Consider the following 17,941-nt stretch of genomic DNA (forward strand, 5'->3'; position numbering starts at 1 on the left):
CCGTTCAGGCCAGTTCAGCCAGCAACTCGGGGTGGCGGCTGATTAGCTTGAGCAGGCTTTGTGCCGCACCGCTGGGAACCTTGCGGCCCTGTTCCCACTCCTGCAATGTGCGGACCGAAACGCCAGTGGCGCGGGCGAATTCGGATTGCGACATGCCCGATTGCGATCGTGCGGCCATCAGTTGCCACTTCGGGCCGGTCAGCACTTCCTGCTTTTGCACCACACCATCAGGGCCGGCAACCGTGCGGCGCACACTGCCATCGGGCAAGGGCTCGAACGTGGTGCTGCGGACCGTCTCCCCGGCCTTGAGCTGGCGCACGGACTCCAGCAACTCGGCACCTATGTCGCGCTTGGCGTCACGCGCCTTGAGTTGTGCATCAGTCATCATGGTCCAGTAACTCCTTGAGTTGTTTCAACACCCCGCCCGAGATCGAGTCGCGAACGCTTTTTGCATAAATCACCAGCAGCCATATCTGTCCTGCGGCATTGCGTGTGTAGTAGCACACCCGCACTCCACCCGACTTTCCGCTGCCGGATCGGGCCCAGCGCACCTTGCGGACACCGCCAGAGCCTTTGACCACATCACCCGCATCGGGTTGCTCCAGCAGGTACTGCTGAAACGCGGTGTAGTCGTCTTCGCTCAGGTAGTCGTAAACCGTTCGGGCAAACAAGCTGGACTCGATAAATTCATACCGCATGGGTTCAATCATACGCTTTAGGCGTATAGATGCAAGCCTAACGCCAGAGCGTCGCTGCATGCAGCCCTGACGCTGGACGGTGGCTGTCTGCGCTCAAGTCCTGGGCGACTCAGCCCGCAGCGACGTTGCAATCCCGCCGCAGCAGCGCCAGCGCGTCGTACAGCTTGTCGTCGTGGTCGCTCAGCAGCAGCGCCTCGGCCTCTTCCCAGAATTCCTGCCACAGCTCCAGATAGTCGTTTTGGTACTGCTCGGGGGCATTGGCCAGGATGTAGGGTGCCACCAGCTCGGGGCTCACGCCGGACTTGCGTACCTTGCGCACCAGGGCTGCGGCACCCTTGGCCGTGAGCAGGGTCTTGTGGGCGCTGCCGCTGGCGATGCACAGGAACAGGGTGAGCAGCGAGCTGTCATCGCTGTGGCCGCCGGTGGCCTTGTTCCAGGCGCTTGACGCGGCGCGGTCGAAGTCGTCCACCTCGCTTAAGCCGTCTTCCACCCAGAAGTAGCGGCCCATGAAGGCGGGTGTCTGGTCAAACAGCTTGCGTGCGGGCAGCGTGCTGTCCAGGATCTTGGGCAGGTCAGTCAGCACGGTCTTGCGCACGCCGTCCACCACGGCCTTGAATTCGGCGGGCAGATCGCGCGGCATGGGAATGGCGATGCTGGCTGCCTTGGAAGCTGCGGCCTTTTTGCGCAGGGCGGCGATGGTCTTCTGGAACGCCACCCAGTCTGGCAACTGGGTCTGTTTGGTGGCCAGCACCAGGAGCGCCGTTCGGATCACGGCCTCGGCGTCGCGGCCCGCGTCTTCCAGGTCGTCGGCATCGATACCCAATGAGTCTGCCAGCCACAGGGCCGCATCAATCACCTGCGCTACCTGCTGGCGCTTGGTTAGTTCGGCCTGGTAGTCGGCCAGGCTGCGCAGCGACCATTTGGCCAGCTGCGGAATGTGGTCGTCGCGGAAACCACCTTGTTCGTTCATGCCAAAGTGGCTGCTTTGCGGCATGGCAATCAGCGCCTTGAGCATGTCTGACGCGCCCTTGGAGCGCGACAGCAGCGAGTTGTCGCGCAAGGCCTCGGCGGCTTTGCGCAGGTCGCCGCGGCTGCTGTGCTCCAGATTCAGGCTGACCAGGTTGACGATGCGCGCGCGGGCTTTTTCCAGCTCGGGGCGCAGGAACTCGCTGCCGAAATAGCGCGCAATCTGCACCATGCCCTTGGGAGCCTCAAGCTGCATGGCGTCGAGCTTGGCCGCATCAATCAGGCCGTGCTGGATTCCGTAGGCCAGGGCCTTTTCAAAAAACGGGCGGGCATCAAACAGCGCAATACCTTGCGCGGCTTGGGGCGAGAGCTGTGCTTCGGACATGGGCAGTTTCAAATGACGCACTTCATGGCAAGCTTAGATGGCCGACTCTTCATCTGCGTCCAGCGCATCGAGTGCGGCCGGTGTGGCTTTGCCGCGGTCGGTGTCGCTGGTCTCCACCTTGCCGTCGTCCTCTTCCATGTCTTCGTCTTCACCCAGGCCGGCATCGTGGGCGCGGGCCTTGGCGCGCAGCACCAGCAGCATCTCAATGAACAGGTCCGGACATTCGTGGCGCAACAGCCAGGCCAGTTGCATCCAGTCCTGGTCGGCCACTTCGTCTTCTTCCACGCGCGGTTTCACATAGGCGCTGGCCAAGAGGGCCGTCTCGGACAAAATTTCGCCGTCGTCTTCCACCGCGTCGAAGGTGCCGCTGCGGGCAAAGGCCTCGATGCGGCTCCACTTCTCCGTGAAGTAGTCGGCCAGGGCTTCGGAGCCGCCTTCCAGATCGCCGATGGCGGTGAGGAATTCCACCGGGTCGGCATCTTCGCGGAAGATGATGCTGTTCATCATGCCGCGCAAGTGGGTGCGGCTCAGGTCCTTGTACTGCTTCTCGATGACCACGGCACGCGCGAACATCTGCGGTGTGACCAACAGGTTGATGACCGACTCCTTGGAGTTGTCGTACTCGCGGATCACGGCCAGGATGTCCTTCGGTGGCAACTGCTCCAGCACCACCATCAGTGCGTGGTCACCTTCGGCGTCGGCCAGTTCCACCAGCGCGGCCTCGGCCGCCACGATGTCGCCGGAGGCAATCAGGCTTTGGGTTTTGGCTATCAGGGCCAGTGCGTTCATTTACGTTCCTTTTTGAGTGATAAGCCAGCGCCGGGCCGCCCCAAGCTGGCTTGCGGCCCCCTCGGGGCTGAGGCCTGCGGCTCCCGGTCTGCCTGCGCAGACCAGGACAGGCCGAAGAGCCGCATGCCTATGGCATCGGCACGTTCAGGGAGCCACATCAGTCTTTCCTGTCGAAGCCTTGTTCCACCATCCAGTCGTTGCCCGCCTCTTCGCGCGCGCGGGCGTCAGCCTCGTCTTCTTCGTGGTCTTCGGTGTGGGTGTCGTCGTGGCGCTCGTTGCGCACCTCGTCCTGGTCTTCTTCGTCGTCATCGGCGCTGGCCAGTTGTGCACGCTCGGCGGCAGTCAGCGGCTTGTTGTGCATGTATTCCAGCGCGCTGGCAATGGTCATGAACCAGGCTCCCATGGGTTCTTCCAGAATGGTCTTCACCATATCGCGGGCCCACGGTGCAATCTCGATGCCGTCGCTGATGCTGTCCCATTCGGGCAGGTCGTCAGCGTCCTGCGCCAGCAGGTGGTCCATGGCGGCCGGGCTTGTGAAGCGAAAAGCCTGGTGCAGCACCACTGCCACCATCTCGGGGCTGAGTTCCATCATCTGCAGCAAAAAGCCCAGCTCCTTGCGTTTTTCGGCCAGGCGCTTGCGCAACACATCCTTACCCTCGGAGTCGGAGGTCAGGTCGTCGAGTTCGGCCTGGTAGGCCGAGCGCAGTTCAAGAAAGAAGGTGGAAATGCTCATGGGGGGTTCTCGGTTTTTATTGTGTCAGCGCTGCGCGCAGGGGATCGAAATAGGCCTGCCAGATCTCGCGTGCCGTCTCGGCCGGGTTGTCCAGCAGGTTGCGGCGGCGGTTGTCGTCGTAGGCCTGGCGTTTGGCGTCATCGCTCAGCACGTCATAGGCTTCCTGCACCGCGCGAAAGCGTGCTGCCGCATCCGAGGCGCTGTTGCGGTCCGGGTGGAATTGAGAAGCCTTCTGGCGAAAGGCCTTTTTGATATCGGCCAGCGTGGCGTCGCTGCCAAGGCCTAGGGCGGTGTAATGGTCGTTCATGCGGCCGACGGGCGTGGGTTGGGAGAATCGGTGGGCCGGGGTGGGATGTGCTGGGCCCAGTGTGCGCCCGAAGGGCTATTTTACTGTCAGTAATAATGCACCATGGAGTTCACCCGCATGCTCAAAAACGTTTGGATACGCCGTCTGCTATGGGCCGCAGGCGCTTGGCTGGCCTTGTGGGCGCTGGCCTGGTTGGCCCTGCCGCCCTTGCTCAAGAGCCAGGCCGAATCACGTGGTTCCGCAGCTTTGGGGCGCACGCTCACCATAGGCGCGATTGAGTTCAAGCCCTGGACGCTGGAGCTCACTGTCTCCGACATACGCATTGCTACGGCTGACGGCAAGTCCAGTCAGTTGGCCATACAGCGCCTGTATGCCGATGCCGAAATCCAGTCACTCCTGCGCCTTGCGCCGGTGGTGGATGCCATCACCATAGACCAGCCGCAGCTCGCACTCACGCACCTGGGCGACGGGCACTACGACATCGACGATGTGCTGCAGCGCCTGCAGTCCGCACCCGAAACACCGGCATCAGCACCCTTGCGCTTTGCGCTGTACAACCTGGTGCTCAAGGACGGTTCGCTCAGCTTTACCGATCACGTAGGTGGCGCCGAGCGCGTGCACAGCCTGCGCCAGCTCAACCTCGCGCTGCCCTTCTTGAGCAGCTTCGATTCCCAGCGAGAGGTGACAGTGCAGCCGCACCTGGCCTTCGAGCTCAATGGCAGCGCCTTCGATTCCGGCGCACAGGCCACACCCTTTGCCCCCGATGCCAAGGGCGAGGCCAGCCTGCAGGTCACGCATCTGGACATCGCGCCCTATTTGCCCTACTTGCCCGCCAGTCTGCCGGTGCGGCTGAAGGCAGCCGTGCTGGACAGTTCGCTCAAGCTGGCGTTTACCAAAGGGCCGGTGCAAAAACTGGTGTTGTCCGGCGCCATCAAGGCATCTGCCATCCGGGTGGATGACAAGGGTGGAGCGCCGCTGCTGTCGGTGGATGCGGTGCAGGCCGTGTTGACAGAATTGCGCCCGCTGGAACACATCGTCATGCTGTCCTCCCTGAGCGTCACTGCACCCGAACTGGCAGTGAGCCGCAACCCGGCAGGTGCCTGGAATGTGCTTGGCAGCCCGGCCAAGTCCGCGCCTGCTAATGCCTCTGCGGCGACCCCGGCCGCACAGGCGGCCTCAGCTCCTGGCGCCGAAGCCCAGCCCGCTGCCTGGCAAGTGGCGCTGGAACTTTTCACCTTGAAGGACGGGCGCGTGCGCCTGAGCGATGCCAGTGTGTCACCCGCTGTGCAACTGGCCCTGAACGATACCCAGCTGGAGGTGCGCGATGTGCATTGGCCGTTTGCCAAGCCTGCCACTTTTGAGGCCTCGGCCAATCTGCAGGCAGCGCCTGCCAAGGGCGCCAAGGCTGCCAAGCCCGCCCACATCGCGCTGCAGGGCGAAGGCACGGACGCAGCAGGCAGCGCCCGGGTCAAGCTCTCCGAACTGGATCTGGGGCTTGCCGCACCCTATCTGGCGGATGTATTGCTGCCGCACGCCGGCGGCATGCTGGAAGGCGAGCTGTCTGCCAACTGGAAGGGCAGCGATCTGCAATTGCAGGCGCCGCGTCTGGCCCTGCATGACTTTGCCCTGACGTTGCCAGCGGGCAAGACCGCGTTGCGTGCAAGAGACTTGCCTTCTTTCAAGTTGCTGGAAGTCAACGACCTGGGGGTTGACCTCACCAGGCATGCGGTGCGTCTGGGCAAGCTGGCCCTGCAAAAGCCCCAGGTGCGTGTGGCACGCGCGGCCGATGGGCAATGGATGTTTGCGAGCTGGCTGGCGCAGCCCAAGCCGGCCTCAGCCCCACAAGCAGCAAGCTCGAAGGCACCTGCCCCTCAAGCGCCAGCAGGCGGCGCCAAGCCCGCGCCCTGGACATTGACCCTGGCCGATGCAACCCTTGCCGATGGCACCCTGACCTGGGTGGACCGCGTGCCCGCCAAACCCGTGTTTCTGGAACTCTCCGCCCTGCAGGCGCACATCAAGCAGGTAACGCTGGACGGCAAGAAGCCCGTGCCGCTCAGCCTGTCCGCCCAGGTGCGTTCGGTGCGCACCGACCCTGGCAGCCTGCGCTTTGATGGCAGCCTGGCCTGGGACCCTGTGCTGGCCCAGGGCACGTTGGAGGCCAAACAGTTTCCGGCCCAGGCACTGGCACCTTATGGCGCCGGGCACTTGCGGCTGGACTTGCTGCGCGCGGACACCAGCTTCAAGGGCCAGGTGCGCTATGCCAGCCTGCCCGCCGGGCCGGACGTGCAAGTACAGGGGGATGCTGCGGTCGAAGAGCTCCGGCTTAACAGCGCCCTCAAGAGCGCCAGTGGCGAGGACCAGACCGAGGAGTTGCTGACCTGGAAGGCGCTGTCGCTGCCGGGCATTGATTTCACGATGTCGCCCGCCAAGCCGGTGCGCCTGAAGTTGCGCGAGGTGTCCCTGTCCGATTTCTATGCACGCCTGATCGTGAACCCCGAAGGGCGGCTGGTGCTGCAGGACCTTACACGTTTGGAAGACGGTGGCACGGCGTCCAGTGGCGCCGCGGCAGCGCAGGGCGCAGCATCGGCACCGCAGGCCGCCGCCTCAACACCTGCAGCAGCCCAGGTTGCCTCAGACAATGACCCGGTGATCGAGGTCGGCGCCATCCGTCTGGTGGGCGGCCATGTGGCGTTCTCGGACCGCTTCATCAAGCCCAATTACTCGGCCGACCTGACCGAGCTCAGCGGCAGCCTGGGCCGCTTCAGCTCGCAAGCCCCCAAGGGCGAAGTGCAGATGGCTGACCTGGACTTGCGTGGCCGCGCCGAGGGCACGGCCAGTCTGGAGATTGCCGGCAAGGTCAACCCCCTGGCCAAGCCGCTGGCGCTGGATGTGAATGCCCGGGTGCGCGACCTGGAGCTCTCGCCGCTGTCGTCCTATGCCATCAAGTACGCCGGTTACGGCATTGAGCGTGGCCGCCTGAGCGTGGACCTGCACTACACCGTCAACCCCGACGGGCAACTGCAGGCCAGCAACAAGATCATTCTCAACCAGCTGGTATTTGGCGATGAGGTGAAAGGCGCCTCCAGCCCCTTGCCGGTGAAGCTGGCCGTGGCCCTGCTGGCCGACAGCAATGGGGTGATTGACCTGGATGTGCCTCTGAGCGGCTCGCTCAATGACCCGCAGTTCCGCGTCTGGCCGCTGGTCTGGAAGGTGGTGGGCAACCTGATTGCCAAGGCGCTGACTGCGCCCTTCAGTCTGATCAGCGGCCTGGTCAGTGGCTCTGGCGCGGCTGATGAGCTCAGCTTCGTTGCCTTTGACAGCGGCACGGCCACCATCAGTGCCGCCGCTTTGCCCGGCCTGGACAAGGTGGCACAGGCCCTGCGTGACAAGACCAGCCTGCGCCTGACCCTGGAAGGCACGGCCAGCCTGGAGCGCGAGCAATCCGCCATGCAACGTGCGCGCCTGAATGCGCTGCTGCTGGCCGAGAAGCGCCGCCAGGCGGCAAGTGCCGGCAAGGACGTGACGGCAGTGGCCGCTGTTGCGCCCGAGGAATACCCGGCCCTGCTCAAGGCGGTGTACAAGCGCTCGGACATCAGGAAGCCACGCAATCTGGTGGGCCTGAGCAAGGACCTGCCGGAGGCCGAGATGGAGGCACTGCTGCTGGCCAGCCTGCCAGTGGACGAGGATGCCGTGCGCCAACTGGCCCTGAGCCGCAGCCTAGCCGTGCGTGAATACCTGGGCAGCCACCAGGTGCCCTCGGAGCGGGTGTTTCTGGGGGTGGTCAATACATCCCCGGCCCAGCCGGACTGGCAGCCCCGCGTTGAACTGAGCATTGAGCACCATTGAACATGCCCCGGTTCTGCCCTGCTCTTGAAGCCCCTCACGCCTGGCTGCGTGCCGGCCCCGCCCCTTTGCTTGCGGCGCTTGCGCCAGGCCGTGCATGACGGGTAAGGTCCAGCGCGCGCTGGCTGCCTTGCTCTTGCTGCCCGTGGCCCTGCTGCTGGACCTGTGGGCACGACCGGAGTTGCCACAGCCAGCCAGGGCCCGCTTTGCATTGGATGCCCCAAGCCCGTTGGCCGCAAACCCCAAGCCACTGGCCGCCGGAAACATCCCCATGCCTGACGGCGTTCCCGCCGCCCATGCCAGCAACCTGCTGGCCATGCCTGAAGGCCAGGCTGCGGTGCTCACTGCCTTCTGGTTTGCCGGCGACCGCGAGAGCGCGCCCAATGTGCAGATCGCCGCGTCCCAGTTTGACCGCGCCACCCGGCAGTGGCTGCCCGCGCGCTTCGTGGTGAACCGCCATGCCATGGCTGAACAGTTGGGCTTTGGCGTGCGTCGCCTGGGCAACCCGGTGGCCTGGCTGGATGCGTCCGGCCGCATGCACCTGTTCGTGGTGGCCACCGGCTGGGGCGGATGGGCGGCAGCGCGCATCCTGCATCTGGTGCAGGACAGCGACAGCAGCCGTCTGGCTGAGTTGTCGTTCAAACCGGTGCGCGTGTTGCCCCTGTCATGGTTGTGGAACACCAGCATGTTGGTGCGCAATGCGCCGCTGGCCTTGCAGGATGGCGGCATGCTGCTGCCAGCACATTTTGAAATCGGCATCAAGTACCCCGTGGCCCTGCGCTTTGACCGCAGTGGCGGGTTCCTGGGCATGGTGCGTGTGTCCCGGCAAGCCCACATGCTGCAGCCCACTTTTCTGGCGCAATCGGACACCCGGTGGCTGGCACTGATGCGCGATACACGGCCAGACGGTCACGTCACGGTGGCCCAGACACAGGACGGGGGCCTGCATTGGAGCGACTTGCCCGACCTGGCCCTGCTCAACCCGGACGCAGCCGTGGCTGGCATGGCATTGGCACCCGGCCAGATGGTGCTGGCGCATAACAGCTCGCCGCATTCGCGCGAGTTGCTGGACCTGAGCGCCTCGGCAGACGGCCTGCAATGGCAGCCGCAGTTGCCCCTGGTCCATGGCGGCGCGGGCGACGAATACTCCTACCCGGCCATGGCCTGGGCCGATGGTTCGCTGTGGGTGAGCTACACCGATCACCGGCGCAGCATTGCCTGGCAGCGCCTGGGCCCGGCCGAGGGGCAACCCTGATGCAAGCGTCTGACGTGTTTGCGCTGGCGCTGTCCACCAACGCCCCGGCATTGCCGCAGGCCGTGGCCATGCAAGCGGCTGTGACCGTGGGGTGGGCGCTGGTCCTGTCACTTCTGGGTACGCTGCTTTGCAGCCGTTTGCCACTGGCGGCACGCCGCCTGCTGGCCGCTGGCCTGGCGCTGTGGACGCTGCTGCTTGGCACCTGGTCGCCCGACTATTGGCTGGGACTGGCGTTTCATGCACCCAGCCTGTCGGCCATGCTGCTGTGTCTGGTGTGGTTGATGCGCAGCCTGTTTCCCTCGAAGGCAGGCTCTGTGGCAGCGCAGAAGGCTTTTGCCGGTATGGCTTGGCCGTGCGCGCCAGCCGAAACGGCCTTGCTGGGCGCAGCGGTGCTGCTGGGCTATGTGCTGCTGCTGGACACCTTTGCCGTGTTGCCAATGCAGATTTATGCCTGGGGATTCAGTCCGGCCCTGTTGTTGGGTTTGCTGGCCTTGGGTCTCGTGCCCTGGGTCTTGAGCGGGGCGCGTGCAGAAGCAAGGAATCCAGCGCTGTGGGTCGTACCCGCCGCCTTGCTGGTATTTGCTGCGACCCATCTGCCCACTGGCAATGTGTGGGACGCCGTGCTGGACCCGTGGCTGTGGCTGGTGTTGCAGCTGACCTGGCTGCGCAGGCGGTATCGGCGCCGCTCGGCTTGAGCGCCCAAGGGCTTCAGGGCGCCTTTTTTACCAGCAGCCACTCGCGGCTGAACAGCCAGTCCTGCGGGTCCCAGATGTTGTCCAGGGTGATCTCGCCCGATTTGTGGCGGCTCCTGATATGCCAGCGCTGCGCCAACAGCTCACAGTGCGGCAGGCAGGTGGGCTCTGCCTGCTCTTCGTTGTCCTGCAGCCAGACCACCGCGTCAAATTCGGTGAGCAGGCGCTGCAGGCGCTCGGGTGCGGGCATGTCAGGGTAACGTTCACCGGTGTTGCGGCTTTCCGCATCGAAAGGAAAAATGCCCGCGCCCGGCAATACGAAGCGGTAGCGCTCGAACTGGCCCGTAAAGCCGTTGGGCACTGCCACGCGCTGGCCCTGCATGCGGGCCTGGATGGCTGGCGAATAGTTGGCCTCAGGCCGGGACAGGGGCGCCACCATCAGGCCAAAGCAGGCATACACCGCCGCACAGGCCAGCAGGCTGGCGTTGCGCGTCCAGCGCGCATTGAACAGGCCCAGAAACACCGCCAACAAGCCCACCGCAGACACCAGAACTGCCAGTGCCGACAGCATGGGCACACCGACATCGAGTTCGCCAATGACCCAGGAAATGCGCGCCAGCATCACCAGCGCCGGAGCCAGCAGCAGCAGTGTGGCCACCGACCAGATGCGGCCAATGTGCTGCCACAGCATGGCCATGGCCATGGCCAGTGCGGGCACCGCCGGTATCACGTAGCGATCGGAACGCTGGCTGGGCAGCATGAAGACAATCAGCCAGACGAGCAGCCAGACCAGCAACACGCGCTGCGCCGGGTCCAGCTGCGCATAGTTGCGCCAGTGCAGGCCGCGCCGCACGGCCAGCCAGCACAGGCCCAGGCAGGTGAAGGCCAGCAATCCAGCGTTGACCGGGTAGGCCAGCAGCTGCGTCCACATCGGGTAGGGGCCACTCAGGGCCGCCTGCCAGTAGCCCATGGTGTTGGACATCTTGCCCGCGTTCTCGCCCACCACAAACTCTTGCCAGACCGCAGCCGGGTCCGGGTCGAGCACAAACCACAGCGCAAACAGGCCCACGCCGATCAAGGCACTCCAGGTCACGCCTGCGGTGGTGCGCAGCACCGTCTTCCAGTTGAGCGTCGGCCCGCTCCACAGCAGGGCGCACCAGAGGGCCGCACTGGCGGGTGCCACCAGCGCAAAGGATTTGTAGGCACAGCCCAGGCCCATGGCCACACCAAACAGGCTGTAGGCCAGCCAGCCCGGGTTGGCTGGCGTGGTGAGCACCGCAGAACCCGGCGCCGGGCCGTCCCAAGCCGGGTTAGCCCCCTGAGGGGGCAGAGAGCCACACGCAGTGGGCGAACGTGGGGGCTCAATTCTTCGCGTGCGCAGCCACAGCAGCCACCACATGGGCAGGGCCAGCCAGAAGGTTTCCGGGGCTGAGGTCAGGTACACCCGTCCATAGCGGAAGGTGGAAAAGTACAGCAGGTAGAGCGCGGCCGCCAGGCAGGCCGTGCGGCGCTTACCAGTCATGCGCCAGGTAAAAAATGCCAACAGGGCCGTGGTGGCAAAGGTGTAGCCCACGCTGGGCAGGCGCAGCCACAGCTGGCTCCAGTGCGATCCCCAGTTGCTGGCCACGATGGCCTGCCAGATCAGCAGCGGTGGCTTGGTGTTGCGCATGCCCGCCAGCTCGCTTTGCAGCGGCAACCAGTGGCCCGACTCGGTGGTGACGCGGGCGATGTGGATGTACACCATTTCATCGCCATTGGTGGGAGCGTAGGGGCTGCCCAGTCCCAGCAGGTACAGCAAGACAATCAGCAGCAGCAGGGCTGGCCACAGTATGGCGGGACGGAGCAGGGCGCGGGCTAAGGGCATGCAGTCAGAACCAGAGGGGTGCCCGAAGTGCCAGGTCGTGCCTGGCTAGGGGCGGCGCTTGAAGGTCCATTTGTCATTGGCCAGAAAGTTGCTCACGCTGGCAACGACGATGGCAATCACATTGGCCAGACGGTAGTCCATGGTGCCCGAGAGCAGCAGGGTCAGGATGTATTGCAGGGCGCTGCCGAAGCCGGAAGCCGCGGCGTATTTGCCAAACTCCCGCGTCAGCTGGCCCGTGCCCGGGTGTTCCGCATCCATGTGCTGTGCCAAAGCTTCGGCCTTCACACGGTCCGACCAGGTCCACAAGCGGTTCCAGGTGAAGTTGTTGAGGGTGGCCAGGGTAATGGCCAGTGCCAGCGAGGCATAGGGCTTGCTGCCCGCTGGTTCGATGGCGGTGAACAGGTATTCATGCCCCAGGTGCAGCACCACCAGATTGACCACCGTGCCGCTTGCACCGACGATGCCAAACTTGAGGTAGCGGAATTTTTCCAGCCAGCGCAGGCCATTGAGCACGCCGCGCCGCAGAAGGGATGTGTCGCTCATGAAGAAAGGGCGTTGCCCTGTAAAAAATGCAGGGCCTGGTCCAGCACCGGGTCAGGTGCGATGCGCTTGAGGCACTGGTTGTCCCCATCACAAAAGGTCAGGCGGTGGTTGTAGGCCGACAGGCAGGGCGAGCAGGCAATACCGCTTTCCAGCACCGTGTTGCGGCTGCCCAGGGGGCCATACAGTTTGCCGGTCTCGGGGCCAAAAAACACCATGGTCTGGATGGGTGTGACGGTGGCAAAGTGGCCGGGACCACCGTCATTGGTAATAAGCAGCTCGGCGGCATGGAACAGCATCAGCAGCTCGCGGATGCTGCGCGTGTAGCCGGTGAGGTCGATGCAGGAGCTGCTTTGGATTTGCGCCATCAGGTCCTTGGCCAGTTGCGCATCGTCCTTCAGGCCGATCAGGCCCACACAGTAGCCGGCGGCGCACAGCCCTTGGGCCACGCGTGCGTAGTGGGCGGCAGGCCAGGCGCGGACCGGCAGGATGCCGCCGCCCGCATACATGAGCACCAGTTTGCGCCCGGAGGTAACCGGGTGGTCGGCCTGCACCTTGGCGCGGTAGGCCTGCAGCTCCTGGGCGGAGAAATCCACGCGCAGTTCGGTGTCGGTGGGCAGGTCGCGGATGGGGGCGGCCTTGTCGCGCGGCATGCTGCCTGCGGACTCCAGCGCATCTACCAGTGACAAAAACTGTTTGCTGATGTGCTGGTAGGGGTTGTAGGGAATGGCGTGGTTGATGAAGCTGCCGCGGTACAGGCCTTCCTGCGTGTGCGGCGTAAAGCCCACGCGCACCGGGGCGCCGGTGGTAAACGAGAGCAGGGCGCTGACGCGCGAAAACAGTTCGCAGTCGATCACCGCATCCAGCCCCAGGTAGCGCATCTCGCGGCTCACGCGCAGGATGTCGCTGACCAGGGATCCGCCCGAACTGTCATCCAAGCTGTGCATGAACTCCGGGTTGGTGAGTTGCAGCAACTTGGAGACTTCCTGGTTTTTCTTGAGTTGCAAGATGTGCAGGTTCACGCCCGGGTACTGGCGGCGCAACTGGGCGAACATGGGGCCTGCCAGCACAATGCTGCCCATCTCGGACAGCAAGATCACCAGAATGTTTTTCGGCTTGTGCACCGGCTTCACCGGCCCACCCGTCAAGCGCACCCAGCCAGACACCACGCCGCATAGCAGTTGGCCTACCCAGCGGTCTATGAAGCGTTGTGTCTGGAGTTTCATGGGTACTTCTTACAGGCCTGCCGCTGCACGCAGCGCGGCAGCCTTGTCGGTCTTCTCCCACGAGAACTCGGGCTCTTCGCGGCCGAAGTGGCCGTAGGCCGCGGTCTTTTCGTAGATCGGGCGCAGCAGGTCCAGCATCTGGATGATGCCCTTGGGGCGCAGGTCAAAGTGGGCGTTCACCAGGGCGGCAATTTTCTCGTCGGAGATGACGCCGGTGCCTTCGGTATAGACCGTCACGTTCATGGGCTGGGCCACGCCTATGGCATAGGCCACCTGGATCTGGCACTGCTTGGCCAGACCGGCCGCCACAATGTTCTTGGCCACGTAGCGGGCAGCATAAGCGGCCGAGCGGTCCACCTTGGAGGGGTCCTTGCCAGAGAAGGCACCGCCACCATGCGGGCAGGCGCCGCCGTAGGTGTCCACAATGATCTTGCGTCCGGTCAGGCCGCAGTCGCCTTGCGGGCCGCCGATGACGAAACGCCCGGTGGGGTTGATCAGGTACTTGGTGTCCTGCAGCCATTCTTTGGGCAGCACCGGCTTGATGATTTCCTCGATGATGGCTTCCACAAAGCTGGCCTTCATCTTGGTGGAGGTCTCGGACTGGTCCGGGCTGTGCTGGGTGGACAGCACCACGGTGTCAATGCTGTGGGGCTTGCCGTCCACATAGCGCATGGTGACCTGGCTCTTGGCGTCCGGGCGTAAAAAGGGCAGGCGCCCGTCCTTGCGCAGTTGGGCCTGGCGCTCCATCAGGCGGTGGGCGTAGTAAATGGGCGCGGGCATCAGCTCGGGTGTCTCGTTGCAGGCGTAGCCGAACATCAGGCCCTGGTCACCGGCGCCGGTGTTGAGGTGGTCATCGGACGCATGGTCCACGCCCTGGGCGATATCGTTGGATTGCTTGTCATAGGCCACCAGAACGGCGCAGCCCTTGTAGTCGATGCCGTATTCGGTGTTGTCGTAGCCGATGCGCTTGATGGTGTCGCGCGCCACCTGGATGTAGTCCACATGCGCGTTGGTGGTGATCTCACCGGCCAGCACCACTAAGCCGGTGTTGGTCAGGGTCTCAGCCGCCACGCGGGACTTGGGGTCCTGCTTGAAGATCGCGTCAAGGATTGCGTCAGAAATCTGGTCAGCTACCTTGTCAGGGTGGCCTTCAGAAACAGACTCGGAAGTGAAGAGGAAGTCGTTCGCCATAAAAAGTTCTCCAAAAGTTCAACAAGTCGCGTTGCTTGGGCTTTTGGGCTTGCAGCGAACGCTTTAGCAGATTTGCCCGGAGGGGCAGGGCACAATGGCAGCCTTCCAACAGAAAAAAGCCTTTGTGCGTGTCGCCCTGCAAGTAGTTCCATAACTCAGCGACACGGCGTATTTTATCCCATCCATGACACTTTTATTTCGACTGCTTTCGCATCTGCCGCTGTGGGCATTGCAGGCTTTCGGCTGGCTGCTGGGCTGGTGTGCATTTCTGGCTTCTGGCGAATACCGCCACCGGTTTCTGGATAACGTGGCACAGGCCGGCGTGAAGCGCGGGCAATGGTTGCCCGCAGTCGGGGAGTCCGGCCGTCTGGTTGCCGAGTTGCCGCGACTGTGGATGGGCCGCGCGGTGCCCATTTTCTGGGACGGTGCGGAGTGCGTGGAGTCGGCACTTGCCGAGCAACGTGGCATTGTGTTTTTGACCCCCCACCTGGGCTGCTTTGAAGTGACGGCCCAGGCCTATGCCCAACGCTTTGGCGTCAGGGGTCAGCCCATGACGGTCCTCTTCAGGCCGGCGCGCAAGGCCTGGTTGCGTGACCTGGTCGCTGGCTCGCGCAGCCGCCCCGGCCTGGCCACCGCGCCCACCACGCTGGCGGGTGTCAAGCAGCTCATCAAGGCGCTCAAGGCCGGACACTGCGTAGGCTTGTTGCCCGACCAGGTTCCGCCAGAAGGCCTTGGTGTGTGGGCACCTTTCTTTGACAAACCGGCATACACCATGACCCTGTCTGCGCGCCTGGCACAGCAAACCGGTGCGGTGGTGCTGGTGGCTTGGGGCGAACGCCTGTCCTGGGGGAGGGGTTTTGTGGTTCATGTCGCGCCACTGCAGCAGCAGCTCTCCGGCGACATGTCCGAGGCGGCGGCGCAAATCAACCAGGCCATGGAGAAGCTGATTCTGGGCAAGCCGCAACAGTACCTGTGGGGTTATGCCCGTTACAAAACGCCCAAAGGAGCTGCGCCATGACGCGCTTGACTTTGCTGCTTTTGCGCTGGACGGCGGTCTTGCCTTTGCCCTTGGTGCGTGCGCTGGGTGTGGTATTGGGTTGGGCCTTGTACTGGCTGGTTGCCTCGCGCCGTCACGTGGTACACACCAATTTGCGGCTGTGTTTTCCCCAATGGGACGCGCGTCAACTCCGTGTAGCCACGCAGCAAACCTTTGTCTATTTCGCCAAAGCCTGGCTGGACCGGGGGTGGCTCTGGCATGGCGCTGACAGCACCCTCCGAAGTCGCCTGCACCTGAAGGGCGCGGTGCACGAACTACAAGGCCAACAAGCGACCGTGATCTTTGCTCCGCATTTTGTCGGGCTGGATGCGGGCTGGACGGCCATCACGCAGCAGCTGGACCGGCGCTTCACCACCATTTACACCAACCAGGCCAACGTGGTTGCCAATGCCTGGATCCTGCAGGGGCGGCAGCGTTTTGGCGCGGCACGGCTGTTCGGGCGCGTGGAAGGGGTCAAGCCCATCATCGCGGCACTCAAGGCGGGCGAGCCGCTGTACCTGTTGCCCGACATGAATTTCGGGCCGGAGGACTCGGTGTTTGTGCCGTTTTACGGCGTGCAGGCGTGTACCGTGCCTTCGTTGTCGCGCTTTGCCCGACTGGGGCGAGCCAAGGTGGTCCCGCTGGTGACGCGCATGACTGTGGATGGCTATGACGTCGAGATCCTGCCGGCTTGGCAAGACTTCCCAACGGCAGATGTGGTGGCCGATACGGCGCTCATGAACCAGCGCCTGCAGTCCTACATCGACACCATGCCCACGCAGTACTACTGGGTGCACAAGCGCTTCAAGGACCGGCCCAATGGGGAGGTGCCGCCTTACTGAGTGCGGCCATTGCGTGCCAGGGACTTGGTGGCCCTTGGGCGGCGAGTCCAATCAGGCGTCTGGAGCCTCGGGCACTTCTGCTTCATCCACTGAAGGTAATGCTTTGGCAGAGGCCTTGGCAGCATCGGGGTGCGCCCATTTCCACAGCAGTTGCGCCACGTCCTCAATGCCCTGGCGCTTGGGGGCCGAGAACAGCATCACATCACCACCACCGGCCTGCAGCTTGGTGATGGACAGAATCTTGGCGGCTTCGGTGCGGGTGAGCTTGTCGGACTTGGTCAGCACGATCAGGAACTTCAGACCTTCTTCCACGCGGGGGCGAATCACTTCCAGCAGGATCTCGTCGAGCTCGGTCATGCCGTGGCGCGGATCGCACATGAGCACAATGCCCATCAGGTTTTCGCGCGACACCAGGTAATTGGCCATGACCTGCTGCCAGCGGATCTTGTCCTGCTTGGGCACGGCCGCATAGCCGTAACCCGGCAAGTCGGTGAGCACCGCGTCCATCACACCCTGCTTGCCCAGGGAAAACAGGTTGATGTGCTGGGTGCGACCCGGCTTCTTGGAGGCAAAGGCCAGCTGCTTTTGCTGCGTCAGCGTGTTGATGCAGGTGGATTTGCCCGCGTTGGAGCGGCCCACAAAGGCAATTTCAGGCACGTTCAGCTCGGGCAAGAAGTGCAGCTGTGGCGCGGTGGTCAAAAACTTTGCAGTATGCAACCACCCCATTGCCACAGTAGCCGTGGACTTTTCAGGGACTGTTTTTGTGGGCTGGGTTGAAGCTGGGGTGCTTGGGTTTGAGGATGTTGACATGGATAGATACGGTAAACCCAAAGCGCCATTGTAGAATGGTGCAGTTTTGCTCCTCAGAAACCACTCCATATGAAGTTGATTGCCCCCCTGCTCATCGCTGGCTTTGTTGCCGCTTTCTCTTTCTCGGCCGTGGCCAATGAGGCTGCACCCGCCAAATTCAAACCCGATCTTGCCAAAGGCGAGGCCAGCTATGGCGCCGTGTGCGCCGCATGCCACGGACCGGATGGCAATTCCGCCGCGCCCGCTTATCCCAAGCTGGCACAGCAGCACCCTGAGTACCTGGTCAAGCAACTGCAAGAGTTCAAAGCCGACAAGCGTGCCAACGCCATCATGAAGGGCTTCGCCAGCGCCTTGTCCGAAGAAGACATGAAGAACATTGCCTACTGGGTCGGCTCCAAGCAGTCCAAGCCGGGCTTTGCCAAGGAAAAGGAGCTGGTGACCTTGGGTGAGCGCATTTACCGTGGTGGTATTGCCGATCGCCAGATCCCGGCCTGTGCGGGCTGCCACAGCCCCAACGGTGCGGGCATTCCTGCACAGTACCCGCGCCTGGCTGGTCAAAACACCGAATATGCGTCTGCCCAGCTGACTGCCTTCCGTGACGGCGTGCGCAAGAACAGCCTGCAAATGACCGGTGTTGCCGCCAAGTTGAATGACCGCGAAATCAAGGCGGTAAGCGACTACATCGCTGGATTGCGTTAAGCCATTGCGACCGGGGCCCTGCAAGGGAGCCCGCCATGGTCGGCAAGGTTTCAAAGAAGCGGGTT

17 protein-coding genes are annotated in these 17,941 nt (G+C 63.6%); 6 read left to right on the forward strand and 11 right to left on the reverse strand.

What is annotated here, in order from left to right:
- Positions 1 to 4: 4 nt before the first annotated feature.
- From DIC66_RS04000 to DIC66_RS04025, 6 genes are all read right to left on the reverse strand, one after another.
- Entirely contained in the window at positions 5 to 388 is a 384-nt protein-coding gene (locus tag DIC66_RS04000; protein ID WP_117174322.1) for a helix-turn-helix domain-containing protein, read from the reverse strand.
- Positions 378 to 698, reverse strand: a complete 321-nt coding sequence (locus DIC66_RS04005) for a type II toxin-antitoxin system RelE/ParE family toxin (protein ID WP_199534673.1) — start codon at positions 696 to 698, stop codon at positions 378 to 380. The genes DIC66_RS04000 and DIC66_RS04005 overlap by 11 nt, the downstream gene beginning before the upstream one ends.
- Positions 699 to 807: 109 nt before the next feature.
- Positions 808 to 2,049 (reverse strand): hypothetical protein, encoded by a 1,242-nt coding sequence (locus DIC66_RS04010; RefSeq protein ID WP_117174326.1) that lies wholly within the window; start codon positions 2,047 to 2,049, stop codon positions 808 to 810.
- A gap of 33 nt (positions 2,050 to 2,082) precedes the next feature.
- Positions 2,083 to 2,838, reverse strand: a complete 756-nt coding sequence (locus tag DIC66_RS04015) for a hypothetical protein (protein WP_117174328.1) — start codon at positions 2,836 to 2,838, stop codon at positions 2,083 to 2,085.
- 157 nt (positions 2,839 to 2,995) lie between these two features.
- Positions 2,996 to 3,571: a hypothetical protein gene (locus DIC66_RS04020; RefSeq protein WP_117174329.1), complete on the reverse strand. Its 576-nt coding sequence runs from the start codon at positions 3,569 to 3,571 to the stop codon at positions 2,996 to 2,998.
- A gap of 16 nt (positions 3,572 to 3,587) precedes the next feature.
- Complete coding sequence (locus tag DIC66_RS04025; RefSeq protein ID WP_117174331.1) at positions 3,588 to 3,878, reverse strand: DnaJ domain-containing protein; 291 nt, start codon at positions 3,876 to 3,878, stop codon at positions 3,588 to 3,590.
- 117 nt (positions 3,879 to 3,995) lie between these two features.
- Here DIC66_RS04025 and DIC66_RS04030 point away from each other — a divergent pair, with 117 nt between their 5' ends.
- The 3 genes from DIC66_RS04030 (at position 3,996) to DIC66_RS04040 (ending at position 9,671) form a co-directional block, all read left to right on the forward strand.
- The gene (locus tag DIC66_RS04030; protein WP_158558835.1) at positions 3,996 to 7,724 is read left to right on the forward strand and encodes a DUF748 domain-containing protein; all 3,729 of its coding nucleotides are present in this window, start codon (positions 3,996 to 3,998) and stop codon (positions 7,722 to 7,724) included.
- A 94-nt stretch (positions 7,725 to 7,818) separates the two neighbouring features.
- Positions 7,819 to 8,976: an exo-alpha-sialidase gene (locus tag DIC66_RS04035; RefSeq protein ID WP_117174335.1), complete on the forward strand. Its 1,158-nt coding sequence runs from the start codon at positions 7,819 to 7,821 to the stop codon at positions 8,974 to 8,976.
- Complete coding sequence (locus DIC66_RS04040) at positions 8,976 to 9,671, forward strand: hypothetical protein (protein WP_117174337.1); 696 nt, start codon at positions 8,976 to 8,978, stop codon at positions 9,669 to 9,671. Before DIC66_RS04035 ends, DIC66_RS04040 begins: the two co-directional genes overlap by 1 nt.
- A gap of 13 nt (positions 9,672 to 9,684) precedes the next feature.
- Here the strand turns inward: DIC66_RS04040 and DIC66_RS04045 are convergent, their stop codons facing one another.
- From DIC66_RS04045 to metK, 4 genes are read right to left on the reverse strand one after another with little or no spacing between them, the layout of a single operon-like run.
- Entirely contained in the window at positions 9,685 to 11,532 is a 1,848-nt protein-coding gene (locus DIC66_RS04045; RefSeq protein WP_117174339.1) for an ArnT family glycosyltransferase, read from the reverse strand.
- Positions 11,533 to 11,577: 45 nt separating this feature from the next.
- Positions 11,578 to 12,075: a GtrA family protein gene (locus tag DIC66_RS04050; RefSeq protein ID WP_117174341.1), complete on the reverse strand. Its 498-nt coding sequence runs from the start codon at positions 12,073 to 12,075 to the stop codon at positions 11,578 to 11,580.
- Positions 12,072 to 13,298, reverse strand: coding sequence for a glycosyltransferase family 9 protein (locus tag DIC66_RS04055; protein ID WP_117174343.1), 1,227 nt, complete (start codon positions 13,296 to 13,298; stop codon positions 12,072 to 12,074). Before DIC66_RS04055 ends, DIC66_RS04050 begins: the two co-directional genes overlap by 4 nt.
- A 9-nt stretch (positions 13,299 to 13,307) precedes the next feature.
- The gene (gene metK, locus DIC66_RS04060) at positions 13,308 to 14,489 is read right to left on the reverse strand and encodes a methionine adenosyltransferase (protein WP_117174345.1); all 1,182 of its coding nucleotides are present in this window, start codon (positions 14,487 to 14,489) and stop codon (positions 13,308 to 13,310) included.
- Between the two features lie 184 nt (positions 14,490 to 14,673).
- Here metK and DIC66_RS04065 point away from each other — a divergent pair, with 184 nt between their 5' ends.
- Positions 14,674 to 15,507, forward strand: a complete 834-nt coding sequence (locus DIC66_RS04065) for a lysophospholipid acyltransferase family protein (RefSeq protein WP_117174347.1) — start codon at positions 14,674 to 14,676, stop codon at positions 15,505 to 15,507.
- Positions 15,504 to 16,367: an LpxL/LpxP family acyltransferase gene (locus DIC66_RS04070; protein ID WP_117174349.1), complete on the forward strand. Its 864-nt coding sequence runs from the start codon at positions 15,504 to 15,506 to the stop codon at positions 16,365 to 16,367. Before DIC66_RS04065 ends, DIC66_RS04070 begins: the two co-directional genes overlap by 4 nt.
- A gap of 51 nt (positions 16,368 to 16,418) precedes the next feature.
- Here the strand turns inward: DIC66_RS04070 and yihA are convergent, their stop codons facing one another.
- On the reverse strand, positions 16,419 to 17,093 hold the full coding sequence (gene yihA / locus DIC66_RS04075; protein WP_233505778.1) for a ribosome biogenesis GTP-binding protein YihA/YsxC: 675 nt from the start codon (positions 17,091 to 17,093) through the stop codon (positions 16,419 to 16,421).
- Between the two features lie 153 nt (positions 17,094 to 17,246).
- Between yihA and DIC66_RS04080 the strand changes: the two genes are divergently transcribed.
- A complete protein-coding gene (locus tag DIC66_RS04080; protein WP_117174353.1) occupies positions 17,247 to 17,876 on the forward strand; it encodes a c-type cytochrome in 630 nt (209 codons plus the stop codon).
- Positions 17,877 to 17,941: the final 65 nt, after the last annotated feature.

The organism is Rhodoferax lacus (assembly GCF_003415675.1).
Taxonomy (GTDB): Bacteria; Pseudomonadota; Gammaproteobacteria; order Burkholderiales; family Burkholderiaceae_C; genus Allorhodoferax; species Allorhodoferax lacus.

Bases quoted from the DNA above. Each gene is read 5' to 3' on its own strand.
- DIC66_RS04005 (WP_199534673.1), bottom strand. From the start codon at position 698: ATGCGGTATGAATTTATCGAGTCCAGCTTGTTTGCCCGAACGGTTTAC.
- DIC66_RS04000 (WP_117174322.1), bottom strand. From the start codon at position 388: ATGATGACTGATGCACAACTCAAGGCGCGTGACGCCAAGCGCGACATA.
- DIC66_RS04050 (WP_117174341.1), bottom strand. From the start codon at position 12,075: ATGAGCGACACATCCCTTCTGCGGCGCGGCGTGCTCAATGGCCTGCGC.
- DIC66_RS04015 (WP_117174328.1), bottom strand. From the start codon at position 2,838: ATGAACGCACTGGCCCTGATAGCCAAAACCCAAAGCCTGATTGCCTCC.
- DIC66_RS04030 (WP_158558835.1), top strand. From the start codon at position 3,996: ATGCTCAAAAACGTTTGGATACGCCGTCTGCTATGGGCCGCAGGCGCT.
- DIC66_RS04055 (WP_117174343.1), bottom strand. From the start codon at position 13,298: ATGAAACTCCAGACACAACGCTTCATAGACCGCTGGGTAGGCCAACTG.
- DIC66_RS04065 (WP_117174347.1), top strand. From the start codon at position 14,674: ATGACACTTTTATTTCGACTGCTTTCGCATCTGCCGCTGTGGGCATTG.
- DIC66_RS04035 (WP_117174335.1), top strand. From the start codon at position 7,819: ATGACGGGTAAGGTCCAGCGCGCGCTGGCTGCCTTGCTCTTGCTGCCC.
- yihA (WP_233505778.1), bottom strand. From the start codon at position 17,093: ATGGGGTGGTTGCATACTGCAAAGTTTTTGACCACCGCGCCACAGCTG.
- DIC66_RS04010 (WP_117174326.1), bottom strand. From the start codon at position 2,049: ATGTCCGAAGCACAGCTCTCGCCCCAAGCCGCGCAAGGTATTGCGCTG.
- DIC66_RS04080 (WP_117174353.1), top strand. From the start codon at position 17,247: ATGAAGTTGATTGCCCCCCTGCTCATCGCTGGCTTTGTTGCCGCTTTC.
- DIC66_RS04040 (WP_117174337.1), top strand. From the start codon at position 8,976: ATGCAAGCGTCTGACGTGTTTGCGCTGGCGCTGTCCACCAACGCCCCG.
- DIC66_RS04020 (WP_117174329.1), bottom strand. From the start codon at position 3,571: ATGAGCATTTCCACCTTCTTTCTTGAACTGCGCTCGGCCTACCAGGCC.
- DIC66_RS04025 (WP_117174331.1), bottom strand. From the start codon at position 3,878: ATGAACGACCATTACACCGCCCTAGGCCTTGGCAGCGACGCCACGCTG.
- DIC66_RS04045 (WP_117174339.1), bottom strand. From the start codon at position 11,532: ATGCCCTTAGCCCGCGCCCTGCTCCGTCCCGCCATACTGTGGCCAGCC.
- DIC66_RS04070 (WP_117174349.1), top strand. From the start codon at position 15,504: ATGACGCGCTTGACTTTGCTGCTTTTGCGCTGGACGGCGGTCTTGCCT.
- metK (WP_117174345.1), bottom strand. From the start codon at position 14,489: ATGGCGAACGACTTCCTCTTCACTTCCGAGTCTGTTTCTGAAGGCCAC.